This window comes from Pseudarthrobacter sp. P1 (assembly GCF_050156935.1).
Lineage (GTDB): Bacteria > Actinomycetota > Actinomycetes > Actinomycetales > Micrococcaceae > Specibacter.
In genome coordinates, this window is the sequence record NZ_CP189585.1 from 1 (window position 1) to 16,569 (window position 16,569).

17 protein-coding genes and 3 pseudogenes are annotated in these 16,569 nt (G+C 64.5%); 8 read left to right on the forward strand and 12 right to left on the reverse strand.

Annotated features, from left to right (window positions below; genetic code table 11):
• Positions 1–199: 199 nt before the first annotated feature.
• Together ACQCSX_RS20845 and ACQCSX_RS20850 are read right to left on the reverse strand one after the other, a co-directional pair.
• Entirely contained in the window at positions 200–433 is a 234-nt protein-coding gene (locus ACQCSX_RS20845; protein ID WP_427019197.1) for a hypothetical protein, read from the reverse strand.
• Positions 434–587: 154 nt separating this feature from the next.
• Positions 588–878, reverse strand: coding sequence for a DUF4190 domain-containing protein (locus ACQCSX_RS20850; protein ID WP_427019198.1), 291 nt, complete (start codon positions 876–878; stop codon positions 588–590).
• Positions 879–1,072: 194 nt separating this feature from the next.
• Between ACQCSX_RS20850 and ACQCSX_RS20855 the strand changes: the two genes are divergently transcribed.
• Positions 1,073–1,372: a PASTA domain-containing protein gene (locus ACQCSX_RS20855; protein WP_427019269.1), complete on the forward strand. Its 300-nt coding sequence runs from the start codon at positions 1,073–1,075 to the stop codon at positions 1,370–1,372.
• A 133-nt stretch (positions 1,373–1,505) separates the two neighbouring features.
• Here the strand turns inward: ACQCSX_RS20855 and ACQCSX_RS20860 are convergent, their stop codons facing one another.
• From ACQCSX_RS20860 to ACQCSX_RS20875, 4 genes and pseudogenes are all read right to left on the reverse strand, one after another.
• Positions 1,506–2,057, reverse strand: a complete 552-nt coding sequence (locus ACQCSX_RS20860; RefSeq protein WP_427019199.1) for an NUDIX hydrolase — start codon at positions 2,055–2,057, stop codon at positions 1,506–1,508.
• Positions 2,058–2,231: 174 nt separating this feature from the next.
• On the reverse strand, positions 2,232–3,044 hold the full coding sequence (locus tag ACQCSX_RS20865; RefSeq protein ID WP_427019200.1) for an AAA family ATPase: 813 nt from the start codon (positions 3,042–3,044) through the stop codon (positions 2,232–2,234).
• On the reverse strand, positions 3,044–4,429 hold the full coding sequence (locus tag ACQCSX_RS20870; RefSeq protein WP_427019201.1) for a Mu transposase C-terminal domain-containing protein: 1,386 nt from the start codon (positions 4,427–4,429) through the stop codon (positions 3,044–3,046). The genes ACQCSX_RS20865 and ACQCSX_RS20870 overlap by 1 nt, the downstream gene beginning before the upstream one ends.
• A 7-nt stretch (positions 4,430–4,436) precedes the next feature.
• Positions 4,437–5,034, reverse strand: a pseudogene (locus ACQCSX_RS20875) (recombinase family protein).
• A 306-nt stretch (positions 5,035–5,340) separates the two neighbouring features.
• Here ACQCSX_RS20875 and ACQCSX_RS20880 point away from each other — a divergent pair.
• Positions 5,341–6,342: a hypothetical protein gene (locus tag ACQCSX_RS20880; RefSeq protein WP_427019202.1), complete on the forward strand. Its 1,002-nt coding sequence runs from the start codon at positions 5,341–5,343 to the stop codon at positions 6,340–6,342.
• Between the two features lie 520 nt (positions 6,343–6,862).
• Positions 6,863–7,448 (forward strand): annotated as a pseudogene (locus ACQCSX_RS20885) (GNAT family N-acetyltransferase).
• Here ACQCSX_RS20885 and ACQCSX_RS20890 read toward each other — a convergent pair.
• The gene (locus ACQCSX_RS20890) at positions 7,443–7,952 is read right to left on the reverse strand and encodes a GNAT family N-acetyltransferase (RefSeq protein ID WP_427019203.1); all 510 of its coding nucleotides are present in this window, start codon (positions 7,950–7,952) and stop codon (positions 7,443–7,445) included. The pseudogene ACQCSX_RS20885 and the gene ACQCSX_RS20890 sit on opposite strands and share 6 nt — an antisense overlap.
• A gap of 92 nt (positions 7,953–8,044) precedes the next feature.
• On the opposite strand from ACQCSX_RS20890, the gene ACQCSX_RS20895 reads away from it, so the two are divergent.
• Together ACQCSX_RS20895 and ACQCSX_RS20900 are read left to right on the forward strand one after the other, a co-directional pair.
• Complete coding sequence (locus ACQCSX_RS20895; RefSeq protein WP_427019204.1) at positions 8,045–8,317, forward strand: DNA gyrase subunit A; 273 nt, start codon at positions 8,045–8,047, stop codon at positions 8,315–8,317.
• Positions 8,318–8,843: 526 nt separating this feature from the next.
• A complete protein-coding gene (locus ACQCSX_RS20900) occupies positions 8,844–9,383 on the forward strand; it encodes a PH domain-containing protein (RefSeq protein ID WP_427019205.1) in 540 nt (179 codons plus the stop codon).
• 311 nt (positions 9,384–9,694) lie between these two features.
• On the opposite strand, the gene ACQCSX_RS20905 is transcribed toward ACQCSX_RS20900, so the two are convergent.
• The 4 genes and pseudogenes from ACQCSX_RS20905 to ACQCSX_RS20920 all read right to left on the reverse strand — a co-directional run bounded on the left by ACQCSX_RS20905 (position 9,695) and on the right by ACQCSX_RS20920 (position 12,783).
• Complete coding sequence (locus ACQCSX_RS20905) at positions 9,695–10,243, reverse strand: hypothetical protein (protein ID WP_427019206.1); 549 nt, start codon at positions 10,241–10,243, stop codon at positions 9,695–9,697.
• A gap of 54 nt (positions 10,244–10,297) precedes the next feature.
• Positions 10,298–11,227 (reverse strand): IS66 family transposase, encoded by a 930-nt coding sequence (gene tnpC, locus ACQCSX_RS20910; RefSeq protein ID WP_427019207.1) that lies wholly within the window; start codon positions 11,225–11,227, stop codon positions 10,298–10,300.
• Between the two features lie 4 nt (positions 11,228–11,231).
• A pseudogene (locus tag ACQCSX_RS20915) lies at positions 11,232–12,154 on the reverse strand (IS982 family transposase).
• A gap of 104 nt (positions 12,155–12,258) precedes the next feature.
• Complete coding sequence (locus ACQCSX_RS20920; protein ID WP_427019208.1) at positions 12,259–12,783, reverse strand: DUF6444 domain-containing protein; 525 nt, start codon at positions 12,781–12,783, stop codon at positions 12,259–12,261.
• A gap of 268 nt (positions 12,784–13,051) precedes the next feature.
• Here ACQCSX_RS20920 and ACQCSX_RS20925 point away from each other — a divergent pair, with 268 nt between their 5' ends.
• From ACQCSX_RS20925 to ACQCSX_RS20935, 3 genes are all read left to right on the forward strand, one after another.
• Positions 13,052–13,237, forward strand: a complete 186-nt coding sequence (locus ACQCSX_RS20925; RefSeq protein WP_427019209.1) for a CsbD family protein — start codon at positions 13,052–13,054, stop codon at positions 13,235–13,237.
• Between the two features lie 80 nt (positions 13,238–13,317).
• Entirely contained in the window at positions 13,318–13,578 is a 261-nt protein-coding gene (locus ACQCSX_RS20930; RefSeq protein WP_427019210.1) for a GlsB/YeaQ/YmgE family stress response membrane protein, read from the forward strand.
• 208 nt (positions 13,579–13,786) lie between these two features.
• Positions 13,787–14,630, forward strand: a protein-coding gene (locus ACQCSX_RS20935) for an IS5 family transposase (RefSeq protein WP_427019270.1) whose coding sequence is annotated in 2 segments (ribosomal slippage) — positions 13,787–14,122 and positions 14,124–14,630 — 843 coding nt in all. Because the reading frame shifts where the segments join, the coding sequence is not laid out codon by codon here.
• Positions 14,631–14,828: 198 nt separating this feature from the next.
• Here the strand turns inward: ACQCSX_RS20935 and ACQCSX_RS20940 are convergent.
• Entirely contained in the window at positions 14,829–16,403 is a 1,575-nt protein-coding gene (locus ACQCSX_RS20940; RefSeq protein ID WP_427015623.1) for an IS1182 family transposase, read from the reverse strand.
• Positions 16,404–16,569: the final 166 nt, after the last annotated feature.

Here is a 16,569-nt window from a genome sequence, read left to right on the forward strand (position 1 = left end):
ATACAACAGTTTTTCGAGATACGGAGGTCGTGTCGTGGAGGATCGAAGGAATCGACGTCGTGCGGGGCCTCCCCGTGTCTTGGAAAGATGGCTCACCGTGGATCTGTCGTTTTCGAACTCGACCGCACTGAGAGTTCGAAGTCCTCTGCACCCCCACCCTGCCCGGAAGGGAACCCGCAGCGGGACGCGGCAGAAGATTTCACCCGCGAGTCGGCTCCTCGTCGTTGGCGACAGCCTCGATCCAATCCACAGCCTCGTCGGAAAGCTGGGGACCGTCTGCTGATTCGCCAGCCCACCACTCCGAATCGGTCGTGCCGCCCGTAACCGCCATGATGCCGGCGATTACATTCGGCGGCAGCGGCTCGCCGTTGTGCTCAATGAGCCAGTCGCGTGTTTCCGCATCGACCAGAGGCCACCACTCGAGGATGTTCATCAACGCAGTATTGCACCGACGAAATCGTGCGTACAGATTCCGCCGTAGGACGAACTCCGGCGGAGGCACCGGTTAACGAGCACAGCTTCCCCGTTAGCGACGCCCCAGAGGTGTCCCGTTGGGGATCCTCTACCGGGCGCTAGGCGCGCCGAGTCTAGGCGGCCGTCTGCTGGAGTGCAGCTGGGATATACGACAGGGTGTTGAACAGTGCCCAAGTTGCAAGTCCATAGCCGAGAACGAGGGCAACTATCGCCAGAGTGCGACCCTTTTCATTTTTCAGCTTGATCTGATTCAACGAGACATGTCCGGCTCCCACAGCAAAAACGGCAAGAACCCCGACGCCGAAGAACCAAATACCCGAAGCGGCGATGGCTGCCAGCACCACGGCTGCAATAGCTAGCTTGTTAATTCGGCCGGTGGCCAGCGGTGCCTTAGCGGTTGACATACTCACAGTTTCCCCATTTCGTAAGCGTCAATTTAGTCTAACTGCAGTACTGGGAGGGCCAACCGCACGCCCGATTGAGAACCCTCTACCCGGCGCCGCACCGGTCAACGGCAGTATTCTGGTGGGCAAAAGGTTCGGGTTCACCGGTCTTGCTGTTCAGGCTCAAAGGAGATGCCGAGATGGTTGAACGTCAGATGCTGACTGTTCCCAATCTTGTTGGGCAGCCTGTGCATATTGCACAAGAGATGGCGGCGAACATTGGGTTTGGTCTCGCAGCCGGGGACCCTGACGGGCCGGGGCTCCGTTCGCGTACGTGGCCGGGGGTGTTCTGGGTGACCTCCCAAGATCCGTACGCAGGGTCGGTCCTTGAGTCGGGGAGCCAAATTAGGATTACTTTCGTTCAGGACGGTCAAGCCCGAAGCGACGTGCCGGAGCAGACGGGCGGGCCGACCCCCTCATTGCAGAGTCATGCGGAGGCTGAGAAGGACGAGTGAGAGATGTCCGGTGAGGGATCCATTTCCGGACGCCACCAAACTCGTCGCGACGGAACCCGCGTTGCAGTTTCGCCCCCCACCGGTTCTACCTGCAGCTCGGGTTTGTCGGCTCCCATAGAGCCACTGCCGTTCATTAGCCGATCCGTGTCCCAATCAGTGACATCGCCGTGCGCCGGACGCGTTCCAAGCGCGCGCAGAAGCCTGCCGGCACTTGAGTTGGCAATTCGTTGATCGGGAACCAGCGGACGTCCTCGCTTTCATCACTCACGGAGATCTCGACATCTGGGGTGATGGCCGCAGCGAACCCCACATCCCAATGAGCGGTACATGAGAATCCCGCATGCAGATCGTGCCGGTCAAGATCCACGATCGCGGGAGAAAGTAGGACAAGGTCGCCAATTCCGGACTCCTCGCGGGCCTCCCTCTGTGCGGCTTCCGCCACCGATGCGTCCTTCGACTCGAAGTGACCGCCGAACTGCACCCAGAACTGCCCCTTGCGATGGAAACACAGGAGAACACGATCGAATGCAGGCGAAAACACGAAGCAGGACCCCGTGACATGCTCCGGGCCGCCATCTCGACGCAACGCGGCGTTCCCCGCTAAGTTCAGGAACCGCAGATACTCGTCTCGCGGTCCTGATTCAGGAAGTGCCCTGAGGCTAGTGAGCAGATTGGCAAGAGGCATCCTGCCATCTTGCCGCACGCGGCAACGAACAACTCAATGCCACGACGAAGGGACAGGTTTCGGCTGTCGAGCCGCGCCCGTTAGCCGGTCCTCCAACGGCGCAAGCGGCACTCAAAATTTCCAGATTGTGGATTTGATGGCTCCGTGGCGTTGTTCTGTGATCGCTCGGTGTCGCTAATTGCCGATGACCAGGATGCTTGCTGCAGCTTCAACGACGTCGTCGGTGATGGTGTCGAGCTGGTTGATCTTCAGTACCCGGTTGATCTGGGGGAAGAGCCGTTCGAGGAGTCGAAAGTTGCCGCGCGTGATTCTTTCGATGGCGGCGATGGCTTGGGCGTCGGTGAAGTCCTCTGGGTCGAGGGTTTTACCAAGGCGTTTCCAGTGGCGGTCTAGGACGAACAGGATCTCTTCTCGCCCGAGGGCGCGGTAACGGTGTGAGAACCCGAGTCGGCTGTAGAGCTGTGGGTAGTGGCGGAATCGTTCGTCTATGCCGGGCATGCCGATAAGGATCATTGCCAGATGAGTGCGGTCGTGCTGGTCTCGGAGGAGTTCGAGGGCGGTAGGAGTGAGGCGTTCGGCTTCATCGACGATGAGGAGCTCAACGAGCCGAGTGACATCCTTGCGCCTGACCGTCTTCGCCTCAGGCATGAGGGAGCTAAGGTGTTCGTCGGCGCAGATCCCGACTTTGTACTGCCAATGCTCGATGTCGTGCATGAGTTCTTTGGGTCGGCAGAGGACTTCGGGTGTGTAGAAGACGGTGCGGGATCGGTTCGCGAGGGCGTAGTGCTTCGCGTCGTGATCTCCCCTCGGCCCCCACTCGTTGATGTAGGGCTCAAGGGCATCCCAGTTGGCGTAGCGGCGGGCGGAATTCGTTTTCCCAACGCCAGCCGCGCCGTGGCAGATCCCGATGGTCTTTTCCTTCCGGACGGCATTCGCGAACTCGGTGAAGCGTCGGTGTTCCTTGGTGACGATGAATGCTTGATTCATCACTCGTCCTCTTCGTAGGTGCGAAGCTTTGGCCGCCGCTTTGTCGGTTCCGGGGTGCGAGCTTCATCGCGGGTGACGACCATCGGAATCCGATCGTTGATGACTCGGCGCAGTTGCTTGCGTCGGGCACGGCGTGCCGTTTCGATGTCCCGAAGACTGAGGCGAAGGTTCGGGTGGGCCTCGTCGATAGCGGTGCAGACAAAGGCATCCCGGTCGTAGACGCGGATCTCGGAGATATCGCGAGGGTCGTACCGGATGGTGATGGTGTGCCCGACGAACGAAGCGAGAGTTGGAGAGAGATAGCGCTGGCCTTGGAAGTGAATGCCGTCACGTTGCACGACCCGGTTCTTGGGAACAGTCAGGAGCAGCCCGTCGAGTTCCTCAAGACTCTCCGGCATCCGGGGCAGCCAACCGTCAGCGACCCACGCGTCCCGCGGCGACATCCCCAACTCGCTGTGGGGCCGGTCGTTGTAGGTGGCGATAAAGTCGCGGACCGCTCGATCAAGGCCTGGCAGATCAAGCACAGGGGCGGGTGAGCGCGCACCGGGTCCGAGGTGCCCGGGGAGGATGCTGAGGAGTTCGGTGTTTACTGTGCCGAAGAACCGCTCGACCTTCCCGCGGCCCTGGGGCCGGCCAACGGTGGAGTGGATGATCCTGATGTGCAGGGCGATTGCGGTGCGCTCGAGGTGGTGGCTGATGAAGTCGGAGCCGTGGTCCACGTGCAGGATGTCGGGGATCCCGCACATCGCCCAGGCAGGGTCGGTCTTGCGCCAGATCGCCTGTCGCAACGCGAGGGCCGTGTTCAGGGCTGACGGGGCGCCGGTGAAGACCATGTACCCGCAGATGGAGCGGGAGTAGTCGTCCATGACGGTGGTCAGCCAGGGTCGGTCAGGTTTCCCGTTGGCACCGACGATGAGGATGTCGAGTTCGGTGTGGTCGGACTGCCACGTCTGGTTGGGTCGTTCGGCGCGGCGACGGAACACGAGCTCGTGTTTGTCCCGATACGACACCGGCCCTTCGAGGGCGAGAGTGACCAGGGCCGGATCGAGGGCGCGAACGATCTGCCGAATGGCCGCGTAGCTTGGCGTCGGGAGCTCGCGTTGCTGCGCGTCGGCGACGGCGAGGCGGTGCAATGTTGCAAGAGCTGGGCGCGGCCGGGTCAGTGCCAACCGCTCGATGAACGCCACCGTCCCGGGGGCTGTTCGCCGGACACCTTTGTCGGCGCGGGGACGAGGATCAAGGGCGGCGTCGCCGCCCTTGCGGTAGAGCTGGTGCCACCGGTGCAACGTTCGGGCCGAAATACCGGTCTCCCTCGCCAGGACAGCGATCGGGATCTGGTCTTCGACATGCAGCCGAAGAACACGCCATCGCTCGATCGCGTCCACTGGACACCTACACTGTCGTGCTCTCGCGCGCCGCGAGGGCCTGCTGGTGGCGATACAACGTCGCGCGACTCTCACCCTACGAGCTTCGCCGCGTCCTCCGCGGTCCGACCCTTGGCCCTGGCTTCGGAGACAAGCTTAAGCTTGTCGGCGACGACGACGGGATCTGACAAGGGACGGCCGAACCGGGTGCCGCCTTTTCGGGCGGCCGTAATTCCAGCGTTCACTCTTTCAGTGATCAGCTCGCGTTCGTATTCGGCAAGCGTGGCGAGCATGTTCAGCATCAGACGGCCCGACGTCGTCGATGGGTCGATGCCGTCCGAGATGCTCTTCACCTGCACTTCCCGCTCCCGAAGCAGCTTCACCGTGTTCAACACGTCGATAAGGGACCGCCCGAGCCGATCGACCCTCCACACGACGACGGTATCGCCAGGCTTGGCGTACTCGAGGAGCTTCTTCATCCCCGGGCGCGAAATCGCGGTCCGGCTGCCAGAAGTGACATCGGCGAAAATGTCGCGCTCTTGGACGCCTGCTTTGACGAGCGCATCGACCTGAAGCTGCGCGTCTTGGCTCTTGGTGCTGACCCGTGTGTACCCGAGATGTCTCACAAGCCTATTCTGCCTCAAAAACCGCTAGAAGAGACCGAGGAGAGACGAATTTCGGCAAGACATGTTTACGAGACAAAGTGAGTGCCGGAAAGTCGCCACTTTTGTTCGGCCGTTTTCGCGCCGTCCGAGTGCCTTGGAAAGCTTTAGATTTCCAAGACGCACCTGGCCCTCATGCCGGGGTCCCGCCTCCCCAGGTCTGATGGCCTGTCTGTCGGCGTTCGGTGGTGCGAGGATGATCTGATGACGCCACATGGGGATGTACTTCTGGAAGGACCTCGGGGGCGTCGTGTGTGTCTTGAGCTGGCGATGGCGCTGGATCCGGAAGTCAGCACCTTGGTGTTCTGGCTGGGGTACGAGATGGACAGCGGGGCGGGGACCTCAAGGGTCCTGCTGACCCTGGGATCGTCCGGTGAGACCGCGGCGCCGGTCCCTGCTCCGTCGCTGGAGGAGCTGGCGGGAAGACTCGCTTCCCTGGACTTCACCGGCCTCGACAGCGGGCTGGTGCATGGGTCTCTTGAACGGTCGGTTGATACTGCACGGTATTGGCAGGGGCCCGATGGTGAGGATGTGCTTGCCGGTCTGCCGGCTATCACCGCGGCTCTGTCTCCGGTTGCTGAACAGCTGATGGCATTCCCTGACATCCAGTGGTGGGGGCAGTCCCGCCGGGTGGAGCAGTGGGCCATCGACTGGGACCCGGGGCAGGGTCCGGCGCCATGGCCGCAGGATCCCGGTCGCACGCTGAGGCAGTGGGGCCGCACGGAACGCGCCGAAGAAGCCCGGGCGGTGCGCGAGCTCCCGGACGATTTGCGCGCGAACGTCTCCGGATCGTGGTGGTCGCTCCCGCACGGGATGCTCCGCACCGTCGGGCACCTTCCGGCCGGGTTGGGTCTGGTGGAGGATTCCCTGGGCTGGGAGCAGGCGGTCACGGTTCCGGTGGGCGGAGCAGGCCGGATCCTTGAAATCCGTACGGCGGAGGACTGGTCTTCGTTGTGCTGGCGGTTCCCGCTGGAGGTCACTGCTTCTCGGCGGCACGACTGGTTCCGGGCCACCGGATACCAGGGCCGGTGGGTGATCCCGGATTGGGAACGCGTGGCAGACGAGTGGGATGCGGTGCATCTAACGGTCTTGGGGTATCTCAACGGCGCAACCCGGGCCTTGCCGGTGGATACGAACACGGCAACGGTCATCGCCGGCTGGGACCCGGACAGCACGCTCTGGCTCACAGACGCCGCACGCGAAACCGGCGGGCCCCGGCAAACCTGGCGTCGGGCCTCGAACCGCGGCCCCTGGACCCCGGTACCGGACTAGCCGCACATTGCTGGCAGTCTCCAGATGAGAAGACAGACCGCCGAATACCCCTGCGAATTCCGCGCCACTTAGCGGGTTCTGGCACGAATTTCGTGAATGGTGACGGATCGTAGCTGCGGGCGGTGTTCCCGCACCCGAACAAGGCGCTGATGAAGCAGGTGCGCCGTATGGACGGAACGGCTTGGGTCTTGGCCCGGACCTGCGCGAGCATCGCGTTCCCGTGGCCGAACTGCGGGGTGTTGTCGCGGCGGGCGCACAGCCGATACTGGCGCCGGACCGCGGACACCAGTCCCCGATTCACGAAATTCGTGCCAGAGCCACCTAGCGCTGCGATCCACAGGCCCGAGTTCGCAATGATGCAGGTCAGAAGCGGGCGTGTCCGGCGGAGGACCGGCTTACGGGCGCCCTCAATAGGGAGAGTCGTCCCGAGTTTGATCTGGAAGCTGCGAGCGTTGGACATACCCGGACTGTGATTGCGTCGGGAGCGCGGCGATTTCTCTGCCCGGTTAGCATGAGGCGCATGGCACATCTGGGACCAGTCGCGTGGCCGCCACGCCCCATCAAGACCGGGCGCCTCGTGCTCCGCGAGTCCGAGGCCAGGGACCGTGCGGGTCTCATCGAGCTGTTCAGTTCCCCGGACGTGGGCACCTACGTAGGCGGCGCTCAGCCACGCGAGGAACTCGAACGCACGGTGCCGGAGACGCCCGGACGACGTGCCGGGTTCTTCGTGGTCGAACTGGATGGAACGATGATCGGCATGGTCACGTTGGACCGGCGCGACGCCGAGCGCCCGGGCCACGTCCGTCCGGAGGCCGGTGAGGCCGAGCTTGGCTATATGTTCCTGCCGCACGCGTGGGGACGCGGATATGCCACCGAAGCGTGTGCCGCGGCACTCCAATGGTTCGCCAGCGCCCTCCCCGGCGAACCGGTAGTCCTCTCTCTGTTCTCAGAGCGCCAACGACCAATCAGTGCGCGTCGCGGCGAAGCTCGGGTTCACCGAGGCGGACCGCTTCGAGGAGTATGGCGCCCAACAGTGGTTCGGCTCGTGGCCGGCGACGACTGCAACCACTAAATCGGCCGCACTCAGCGATCGCTGGACGCTATGAGAACCTGATCGTGTAGCGTCCGACTTCGCCCCGGTCTGTCGTGACGATTCGATCCAGAACGCCTCCGCAACGTTCAATAGTCCTCACCGAGGGAATGTTGTCCACAAAACATGTCAGCAGCACTCGATTCATGCTGCGGGCCTTCGCCAGGCACAGCATTTCCCGGAGCGCGGCAGCGGCGAGGCCGCGGCCTCTGGCAGATGGCCGGAGGCCGTAGCCCACGTGTCCCAGCACCTCCACGTTCTGGGCGGATTTGTGGCGCAGAGCGATTCCCCCGAGGACTTCGCCGTCCTCGACGATCCACCGAAAGGTGCCGCCGTCGTAGCCAGGCGACGCTTCCTTGGCGAGGAGTCGATCGACGAACATGCGGAATCCTTCTGACGATCGGACGTCGTCGGTCTCCAGCAGACCGAAGCCATCCTCGTGGAGGCCCTCGCCCCATTCCTCGTGTGCCTCTAGCCACGCCGGATGCAGGGCAATCGAAGGACGGACGAGCAGAGACATAGTCCAACGCTACCGTCCACGCGCGGCACGGTGAGGGATCCCCAAACTGGACGGAAATGCCCCAAGACTGCCGGTCGTGCAAGAATCGCGGCATGGATGAGGATGAGCGGCAGACGAGGGAACAATTGATGATCCACGAGGCTCTGGTGCAGGCGATGGATCGGCGGGACGAGGTCTTCCAGGTGATTGAGGATTCAGAGGACATGGACGAAGCAATCCGTCGCGTGGGTCAACTGTTGGGCGTGGGAGAAGTGCGCAGCCGGGCAGTCCTCGACCTGCAGGCCAGAAGATTCACCCGCGACCAGCGTCAGGCCATCGCTTCCTATGCAGACGAACTTAGATCAAGGTTGCCCGATGGGCGCTGAACTGGTCGCGTGCGATCCGCTTACGGTTGATCGTCCTGGCCTCGCTCCCCAGCTTTCAGCGCCATGAAGTGCATTATGAACTCCGTGGCGGCGATTAGTCCGCGTCCGGCACGACGCACGCTCGACACGACTACCCGCGCAGCACCCTACGCGCCGCTGCCAAGTCCCTCTCCCTGTTGGGCCACGGACCATGGCAGCCCTGGCGTGCTAGACCCGCCCCCAAAGTGTCCGTTGAGGGATCCCCTTGCGGGCATGGGCCGCAGTGCAGACATGCGCACACAATGTTCATGGTCGCCACCCAATGCTTGGAGCGTAGCTAAAGGGACAATTCTACGATTTGGGTCACCTGTAATGAGGCGGGACAAAAGCTGCCTAGTCTCGTTGCACATGAACCATTAGGCGAATCATCGGAAGATGGGGCACCCTGGTCACCTCATGGCATCATGGCCACATGGGGGAACATCGGCAGGCCACCGCATCAGCGTCCAGAACTCTTCGCACGGGTAGCGCGCGACCGGTCGCAATCATGATCTGGGCAATCGCGGCCGCGCTCACAGCGTGGCTTGCGGTGTCGGGGAACTGGTCCGCGGAAGCGACAGTTGTCCCGTGGCTGGCACTGGCGGCCTGGTTGGTCTATGCGACACAGTGGCGGCCCTGCCTGGTGGTCCACGAATCCGGTTTCGATGTGGTCAACCTGCTGCGCACACACCGGATCCCGTTCGCTGCGATCACGGACGTCGAGATCCGCCACACCGTGGCCATCCGGGCCGGCGCCAGGAGGTACGTCAGCTGGGGTGCCCCACCCCGCCCAGCGCCTTCGGCGCCGGCATGGAACAGGTACGTGACTGGAAAAACCCGTCCGTACGGGATGTTCCCCTCAAACGAACGAATGACCCAGACCGGTCCGACCAGCACCGGTCGCGACGCCGTCGTCGGCACCTGGGAAAAGTCCCGGCATGCCGGTGCATCCACAACCGTCGCAACGGTAACCACGACGTGGAACTACGTGGCACTGATTCTCGGAATCCTCAGCCTTGCCTGGTGCGTGGTCTCCATAGCCCCATAGGCCACCACCGGTTGGCCGTCTACTTCTGGGATCCGGGCAGGTCCTCCTCCAACAGGCGGACTACCTTCACCCAATTGTGGCTGGGAACACAGTTGCTCAGCTCGGTCCACCCTCCGCCCGTCCAAGGTTCCCTCTACGACCAACCCACTAAGGTCGGACATCAAAACACCGACGAATACAGACCACTTGAATAACGGCCAGTACCAGTATCAGACCCCCAGGCTCCCGTGAGTTCAGCCAAATTGAGGGTTCATCGCCGGGAACCCAAGGGTTCGTTCCGCGCAGGATCAGGGTCGGACCCTTGGGTTCGCTCAAACCGAGGTGCTGGCCTCGAGGTGGGTTTGAAGCAGTTGCCGGGCAGATGATGCGTAGCGGATCGCGGTCTTCTCGTCCAAGCCGAACACGACTTCGAGGTGCAGCGGGTCGGGGCCGTGGATGAGGGCTTCCTCGAGTTGGCGGTCCACGCGCAGCCGCTCGAGGGTCGCGGTGTGGCCCTGCAGCATCCGGCTGGCCCACTTGGGGCTGGGCGGACCGGTTTCCGGTGCGGTCTGCTGGTTGATGAGCAGGTAGGGGTTGGCGGTGTTCGGCCAGCGGTTGCGCCGGTAGTGAAGCCAGGCCAGGAGAACACGGTGGGTGAGCTCGTCCAAGGGTCGGGCGCGGCCGGCGATGATGAGTCGGCGGTTGCCCAGATCGATGTCGTCGAGGCGAATGTCGAGGATGGCGCCAACCCGGGCGGCATGCACGGCAGCGAGGGCCAGCACCAGGCGCGCTGCCGGGGTCTGTGCGGCCGCGACGGCGTGATCGACGTCGGCGGGCTGGAGCGGTTGGATGACGCCGTACTCGTGTTGGCCGACCTTCATACGGCTGGTGGGATTGCGGAAGACCAGACCGTTTTTCTTGCAGAAGGTAACTGTTCAGGGGGTGGCGGGGATCCAGGGGTTCCCGCAGAAGAGGTCCCTGAGGGCACCACCGGCGTTTTTGCCCTGTTTCCGTGCGGTTCCGACGTAGGAGCGCACGGCCAGAAACGCTTCGGCGCCCTCCCATGACCGCCAGGATCCGGAGACCTTCTGCTGCAGCTTGACCATCCGGACGTCACGCTCCGCGTGGTTGTTATCGAAGCTGACGGTGAAGTCGTGGGCGAAGCGCAGGACATCGTCCTCGTAGGTGTCCAGGCGTTTGAGCAGGGAACGCACCGGGCCCATCGCGGGCCGGCCGCGCTTCCCGGTCGGTGGCGGGAGCGGATTCAGTCCCACCCCGCGGGCAATCAGGCGCCGGTACCGGCGCCGGTATCCGCGCAGCACCCACTTGTTCAGGCTGGTCTTGCCTGCCGCTTTGGCCCCGTCCACGGCCACGAGCATCTCCACCAACAAATCGGCCATCCGCAGCGGCCAGTCCTGCCCGCCGGCCTCGGCGATCCCGGCCAGTTCCCGGAGGTGGTGCGCGTTGCACAACCCATGCCGGACCGGGTAGCGGCGGTAGGCCGGAAGCCCGGCGTGCACCGCCACCCCGTTGAAGCCGTGCCCCAGGATCCCGCCGGCTTCAATGGACCCGCCGCTGCGTGCCGGGGCCAGATGCAAGAGCGTCACCGCCCCGGTGGAGGCCACATGCACCCAGGCCAGCTTCCCCTGAACCCGGGCCCCGGTCTCATCAAAGTGCGCCACCCCTGCGTGGCGCACCCGGGCCCTGGCCGCTTCCAGGAACGGTTCGAGCAGCTTCTTCGCCCGCGGTTGCAGGGAGGCCAGCCACCCGGTGGAGACCGGGGCACCGAAGGCGTCGGCCATCAGCTCGGCGGTGCGGGCCACCGGCAGGTGGTGCCGGCCCATCAGATAGATGAGTAATTCCAAGGGGTCAGTGGTCGTAGGCGGTCAGTGAGCGGCGGACGGCCTGCCCGGTGCGGTCGTTGTGCCAGATCGCCGCGGTCATGGCCATCAGGCGCTGGATGACGCGTGCGGCGACCCCGGCCGGGGTGCGCCCGCCGTGTTGTTCGAGATCGAGCTGGCCCTTGAGGGTGTCGTTGATGGATTCGATGACCTGGCGCAGGGGTTTGAAGAACCGGGCCCCGGGCCGGGGCTTTTCGCCCTTGCGGGCCGGGCGGAGGAGCTCGATCCCGGCCTCCTCCAGGACGGCCTCGAAGTCCCGGCCGTAGTAGTTCCTGTCCGCGATCACCGTCTGCCGGTGCCCGTCGGCCAGCACCCGGGCCATGGCGGGGGTGCCGGCGAGGATGTCCAGGAATGTTTGGCGTTCATCGGCCGTGGCCCCGGTCAGGGCATAGCCGGCCGGGAGGCCGTGGAGGGTGGCGACCAGGTGCAGGCGCAGCCCCAAAACCAGCGGGTGTGGGAGGGGCAGTACCCGTATTCGGCCCACCCCGCCAGCTCGGAGCGGCGGACCGTGTCCTTGGAGCGGGCGCATTCGACCGGGGTCGAATCAACCACCCACACGTCGTCGCAGCAGACGTCGCTGCGCTCCGCGATGACGCCGATGAGCCAGTTCATGGCCGGGACCAGGCGGCGCAGGCGCTTGTTGTACCCGGATTGGCCCGGCAGGTACGGGAACATCGGGCGCAGGGACGCGTGTGCGTACCGCAGCCACCTCGCCTCGGAGGTGTAGCCGAGCAGGGCCTGCATCAGCGCCAGCGTCATGAGTTCGGCATCGGTGATCTTCGGGCTGATGCCGATCCGGGGACGGTAGGGAATCCGTTCCGGATGGGCCTTCAACAGGTCGTCGGTGGCGGCAGAGAATGCCGTTGCAAGGGTGTCCAGATCGGCGTCCACGTGAGCCTCCAAGTTCGACGTTGGATGGATAACGCCGATTCTGGGCACCCTCGCATCATGCGTCAAGACGTGGCGACCTCCCGACACCCCTTGGAATTACTCATCTAGGCGCCCAGCCCCTGGATCCTTGGCCCGTAGCAGGTGGTGGCGGTGGCCTCGGCCGGGAAGGGCGCTTCGCACTGGTGCCCGCAGGAGCATTGGCGGGTGCGTGCCCGGTGCTCGGTGATGTGCAGCCGGATCGCGGGCAGGTCGAAGACCTGCCGGAACCGCTCTCCGGTCACCGGTCCCTGGGAAACATCCAGCCCGCAGCGCCCGCAGCGGTCCGGTTCGTGGATCGGCACCACATCGGCGGTATCGACCGGTTCCGGGCGCATCCCCGGATCCCCGGACTGCTTGCCCGGGGAACGGCCCGAGGGCCGGCGCAGGGACCGTGGCGGCGGTTTGGTGAACGCGTCGGTGCTCGGTGGTTTGGAGGAGTTCTGCGAGTTCTTTTTCAGGCGGCCTTCGAGGGTGGCGACCCTCGAGCGCAGGGAGCCGACCCCGGTTTTCAGGGCCGTGATCAGCGCGTCGGATTCTTCCAGCCGGGCCAGCAACGACCCGACCGTGGGAACAGCGGATGAATCGGACATGTGAACCAGCCAACCAGGGAAGGTGCCTACCTGCCTGCGAACCTCTTCAGAATCCACCCGGCGGACGCCTAAACCGCGTCAACACGCCACACGCCCCCTGAATAGTTACGAAAAACCGGGCTTGCACGGTCCTAGATGTTTGGATGCCCCGGTTGGGGGAATTGTAAGGGTGAGGCTCGAGGCGCCCCTGCCGCGCAGCCCGTGAAACAGACCGAAGAGGAAGGGCCTGTCGGCCCTCCGTGCTTTTCGTTCTCTGAAGGAGATAGCAATGGGTATCGCAGACAAGTTTGAGAACAAGGCCGAAGAACTCAAGGGCAACGCCAAGGAGAACGTTGGCGCTGCCACGGATGATCGGGGCCTTGAGGCGGAGGGCAAAGCGGACCAGGCCAAGGCCGGCATCAAGCAGGCTGGCGAGCATGTCAAGGACGCCGCGAAGGACGTCATAGACCGCTGATCCCGGCGGATACCACCTGGACGGTGCCTTGGGCCCGTCCTCACTCGACCTGAGAAGTCGACCCAAGAAGGAGTTAGTTCATGAGTTTCATTGCGTTCCTGGTGCTGGGACTGATCGTTGGTGCGATCGCGAAAGCCATCCTCCCAGGCCGTCAAAGCGGCGGCATCGTTATCACCATGCTCCTGGGCGTCGTGGGCGCCTTGCTCGGAGGATGGATCGGAGGAGCGATCTTCGGCGTCGGGCTTGAGAACTTGTGGAGCCTGCAAACGTGGCTTGTCGCGATCGTAGGATCGCTCGTTGTTTTGGGCATCTATGGTGCCGTTGTGCGACGCCGCGCCTGACACGACCTGACAAGACGGGACCGTTCACAACCACTTGGCACGAAGGCTTCGCGACGGCCAGTCGTGGCGTCAATTTCCGCCTCGCCGGGAGGTCCAGTGTCCTAGGGTGTGTCTCCTAATCAGTGGTTTTGCGGTTTGGCATGATTGATGGGTGCCTTCTCGCTATTCCGTGTTGTCCGATGCCCAGTGGGAGTCCATTGCCCCGTTGATGCCCGATTCGTCGGGGAAACCGGGCCGACCCTTCAACGACCACCGGCTGATGACCGAGGGCATCATCTACCGCTACCGGGCAGGGATCCCATGGCGTGATCTCCCTGCCTATTTCGGGTCGTGGAAGACCGTGTGGAAGCACCACCGCCGCAACGCCGCCAACGGGACCTGGGACAAGGTCCTGGCGGCGTTGCTGACCCGCGCGGACACGGCCGGGCTGATCAACTGGGAGGTCTCGATCGACTCCACGGTCAACCGTGCCCACCAGCACGGCACGAACCTGCCCCGCCACACAGGGGGACCTGTCGAATTACAGGAATCTGCTCGACGAGCCTGAGGACCATGCCATCGGCCGGTCCCGCGGCGGGCTGACCACCAAGATCCACGCCCTGGTGGATGGCAACATGCGTCCCCTGGTCCTGCTGCTGGGGCCGGGCCAGGGCGGGGACTCGCCGATGTTTGAGAACCTCATGGAGGCCCTGAAGGTAGAAAGGCCCGGTCCCGGCCGGGCCCGCACCCGCCCGGACCGGGCCATGGCCGACAAGGCCTATTCCTCCAAAGCAATCCGGGCGTACCTGCGCGGGCGGGGCATCGAGTGCGTTATCCCGGAAAAGGACGACCAGAAGGCCAACCGGAAACGCAAGGGCTCCGCCGGGGGACGCCCCGTCAGATACGACAGGGACGCCTACAAACGGCGCAATGTGGTCGAGCGCAGCTTCAACACCCTCAAGCAATGGCGGTCCCTGGCCACCCGCTACGACAAACTGGCCCTCACCTACCGCTCAGCGGCCGTCCTGCACGCCGTCGTCATCTGGAGCGCCGCATTGGGAGACACGCCCTAGGAGGGCGCTGAACAAGGGGCAATTCGGGGCCGCGGGTTTGGCTGTCGCACCTTTCCGGGGCCTTTGGCGGCCCGCTGGGGGTCTCCTTTCTGATCGCCGGAGATCTGGTTCGTGATTTTTGCGGGCCTTGTACCTCCGTTCGTGGCTCCCCGCGGCTGGGATTTGGCCCAGGACCGGGGTGGGGGCCCTTTCCGGGTCTTATCCCAGGGCCCAGGCCCCGTTGTGGCGGGTGAGGCCCAGTTTCAGGAGTCGCCGGAGGTTCAGCGCGGCGGTGCGGACCTGCAGCCAGGCGTTGTTCTTTTCAACTCCCCGGTATCTCAGGGCCCGGTTGCCTCCGGCGACCAGCCAGCCGATGGACCGTTCCACCAGGGGCCGGTGGGCCCGGTAGTCGTGCCGGAACCCGGGCTCGAGGGCGGCGGCCCGGTGGGCGCGCTGGCGGGCGTGGTGGACGGTGATGACGACCTTGCGCCCGCCCTTGGCCGTGGTGCATTTCTCCCGCAGCGGGCAGGCCTTGCAGGCGGTGCCGAAGTTCACGTTGCCTCTGGCGCTGATGGTGCGCACCTCACCTTTGGGGCAGGTGAGCGTGTTCTTTGCTTCGTCGTGGGTGAAGTCGTCCAGGTCGTAGCCGCCGGGCACTGCCGGGCGCAGCGGCCTGGGCTTGACCAGCCCCTGGTGCCCGGCCCCGTCGAGGTGTTCGAGCATGGGCCCGGAGCCGTAGGCCGAATCGCCAAGCATTTGGTAGTCAACCTCCGTATCCTTCATGGTCGGATCGGCGGCGGCCAGCCCGATTCCGGCCTCCGCGTCGCTGGAACCGGGGCCGGCGGCCCGGGTCATCACGGCGCTGGTGTAGAGCCCGGTTTCCGGTTCGGCAATGATGTGTCCCTTGAACCCGTCCATCATCACCGAGCGGGACTTGTGCGCGTGCCTGGCCTCGGGATCCACGATGGAGACCATCCGGTCCCGGGCGACCTTCCGGGCGATCCGCCACCGCCCGTCGGTGCCGTCGGAACCCTCGGCCGGCTCCACGTCCTGGCCCGAAACCAACGCCAGCAGCACGTAGGCCTGCGCCTGCGGCGAGTCTTCTTCCAGGGTGTCGGGATCCACCGCGCCAAGCAGGGCCAGGGCGTCGGTGACCAGCCCCGAGACCAGGGCGTCCTTCGCTTCCTTGTCGTCCCAGGCGATGTCCGGCTTGCCCACGTGCGAGTAATCGTAGGAGGTGGCATGGACCGCCATGAGCGTGGCCCCGTGCTCCATGGCCCTGCCGAAACGGCGGATCACGGCAATCAGCTGGGTGATGGTGTCCTGCCGGGCCACCGCATCGGCGAACACGGTCGAATCCACCGCCCGGCGGTGCCGGCCGGTGAGGACACCGGTCGCGGTGATGACCTGGGCGACGGCTTCGGTGATGCGGTGCGGGTTGCTGCTGCCGCGCAGGCGGTTGCGCCAATGCACCAGCGCCGTGGGATGGAACGCGGTCTCGGTCAGCCCGTACCCGCAGGCGGCCTTCCACCGCAGGTCAAAGGTCAAGGCTTCGGCGGCGGCCCGGTCCGAGAGACCCTCCAGGGCCTGCAGGACCAGGACGGTGCCGATGACCGCGGCCGGGATCGAGGGCCTGCCCCGGGTGGAGGGAAACAGGTCCTCCATCATCGAGTCCGGGAAAAGCTCCGAGCGGTGCCCGGCCAGAAACGCGTAGGCACTCCCCGGGGCCAACAGCTCCCCGGCCAGCGCCTCCACATCCAAATACCCGCGCTGGGCCTCTTCAATTCCTTGCATGCATCCAGTCTTAAGGACCAGGACCCGAAGTCCAGCAGGCGCGCCTTAAACCACCCAAATTGTTCAGCACAGTCCTAGCCCGGATTTTTCATCGGACGGCGGTCGGGGCGTTGGGTGCGGGTTTTGCCGTCCCGGCGGGCTGAATCGGATTTCGGGTGTGGCTGAT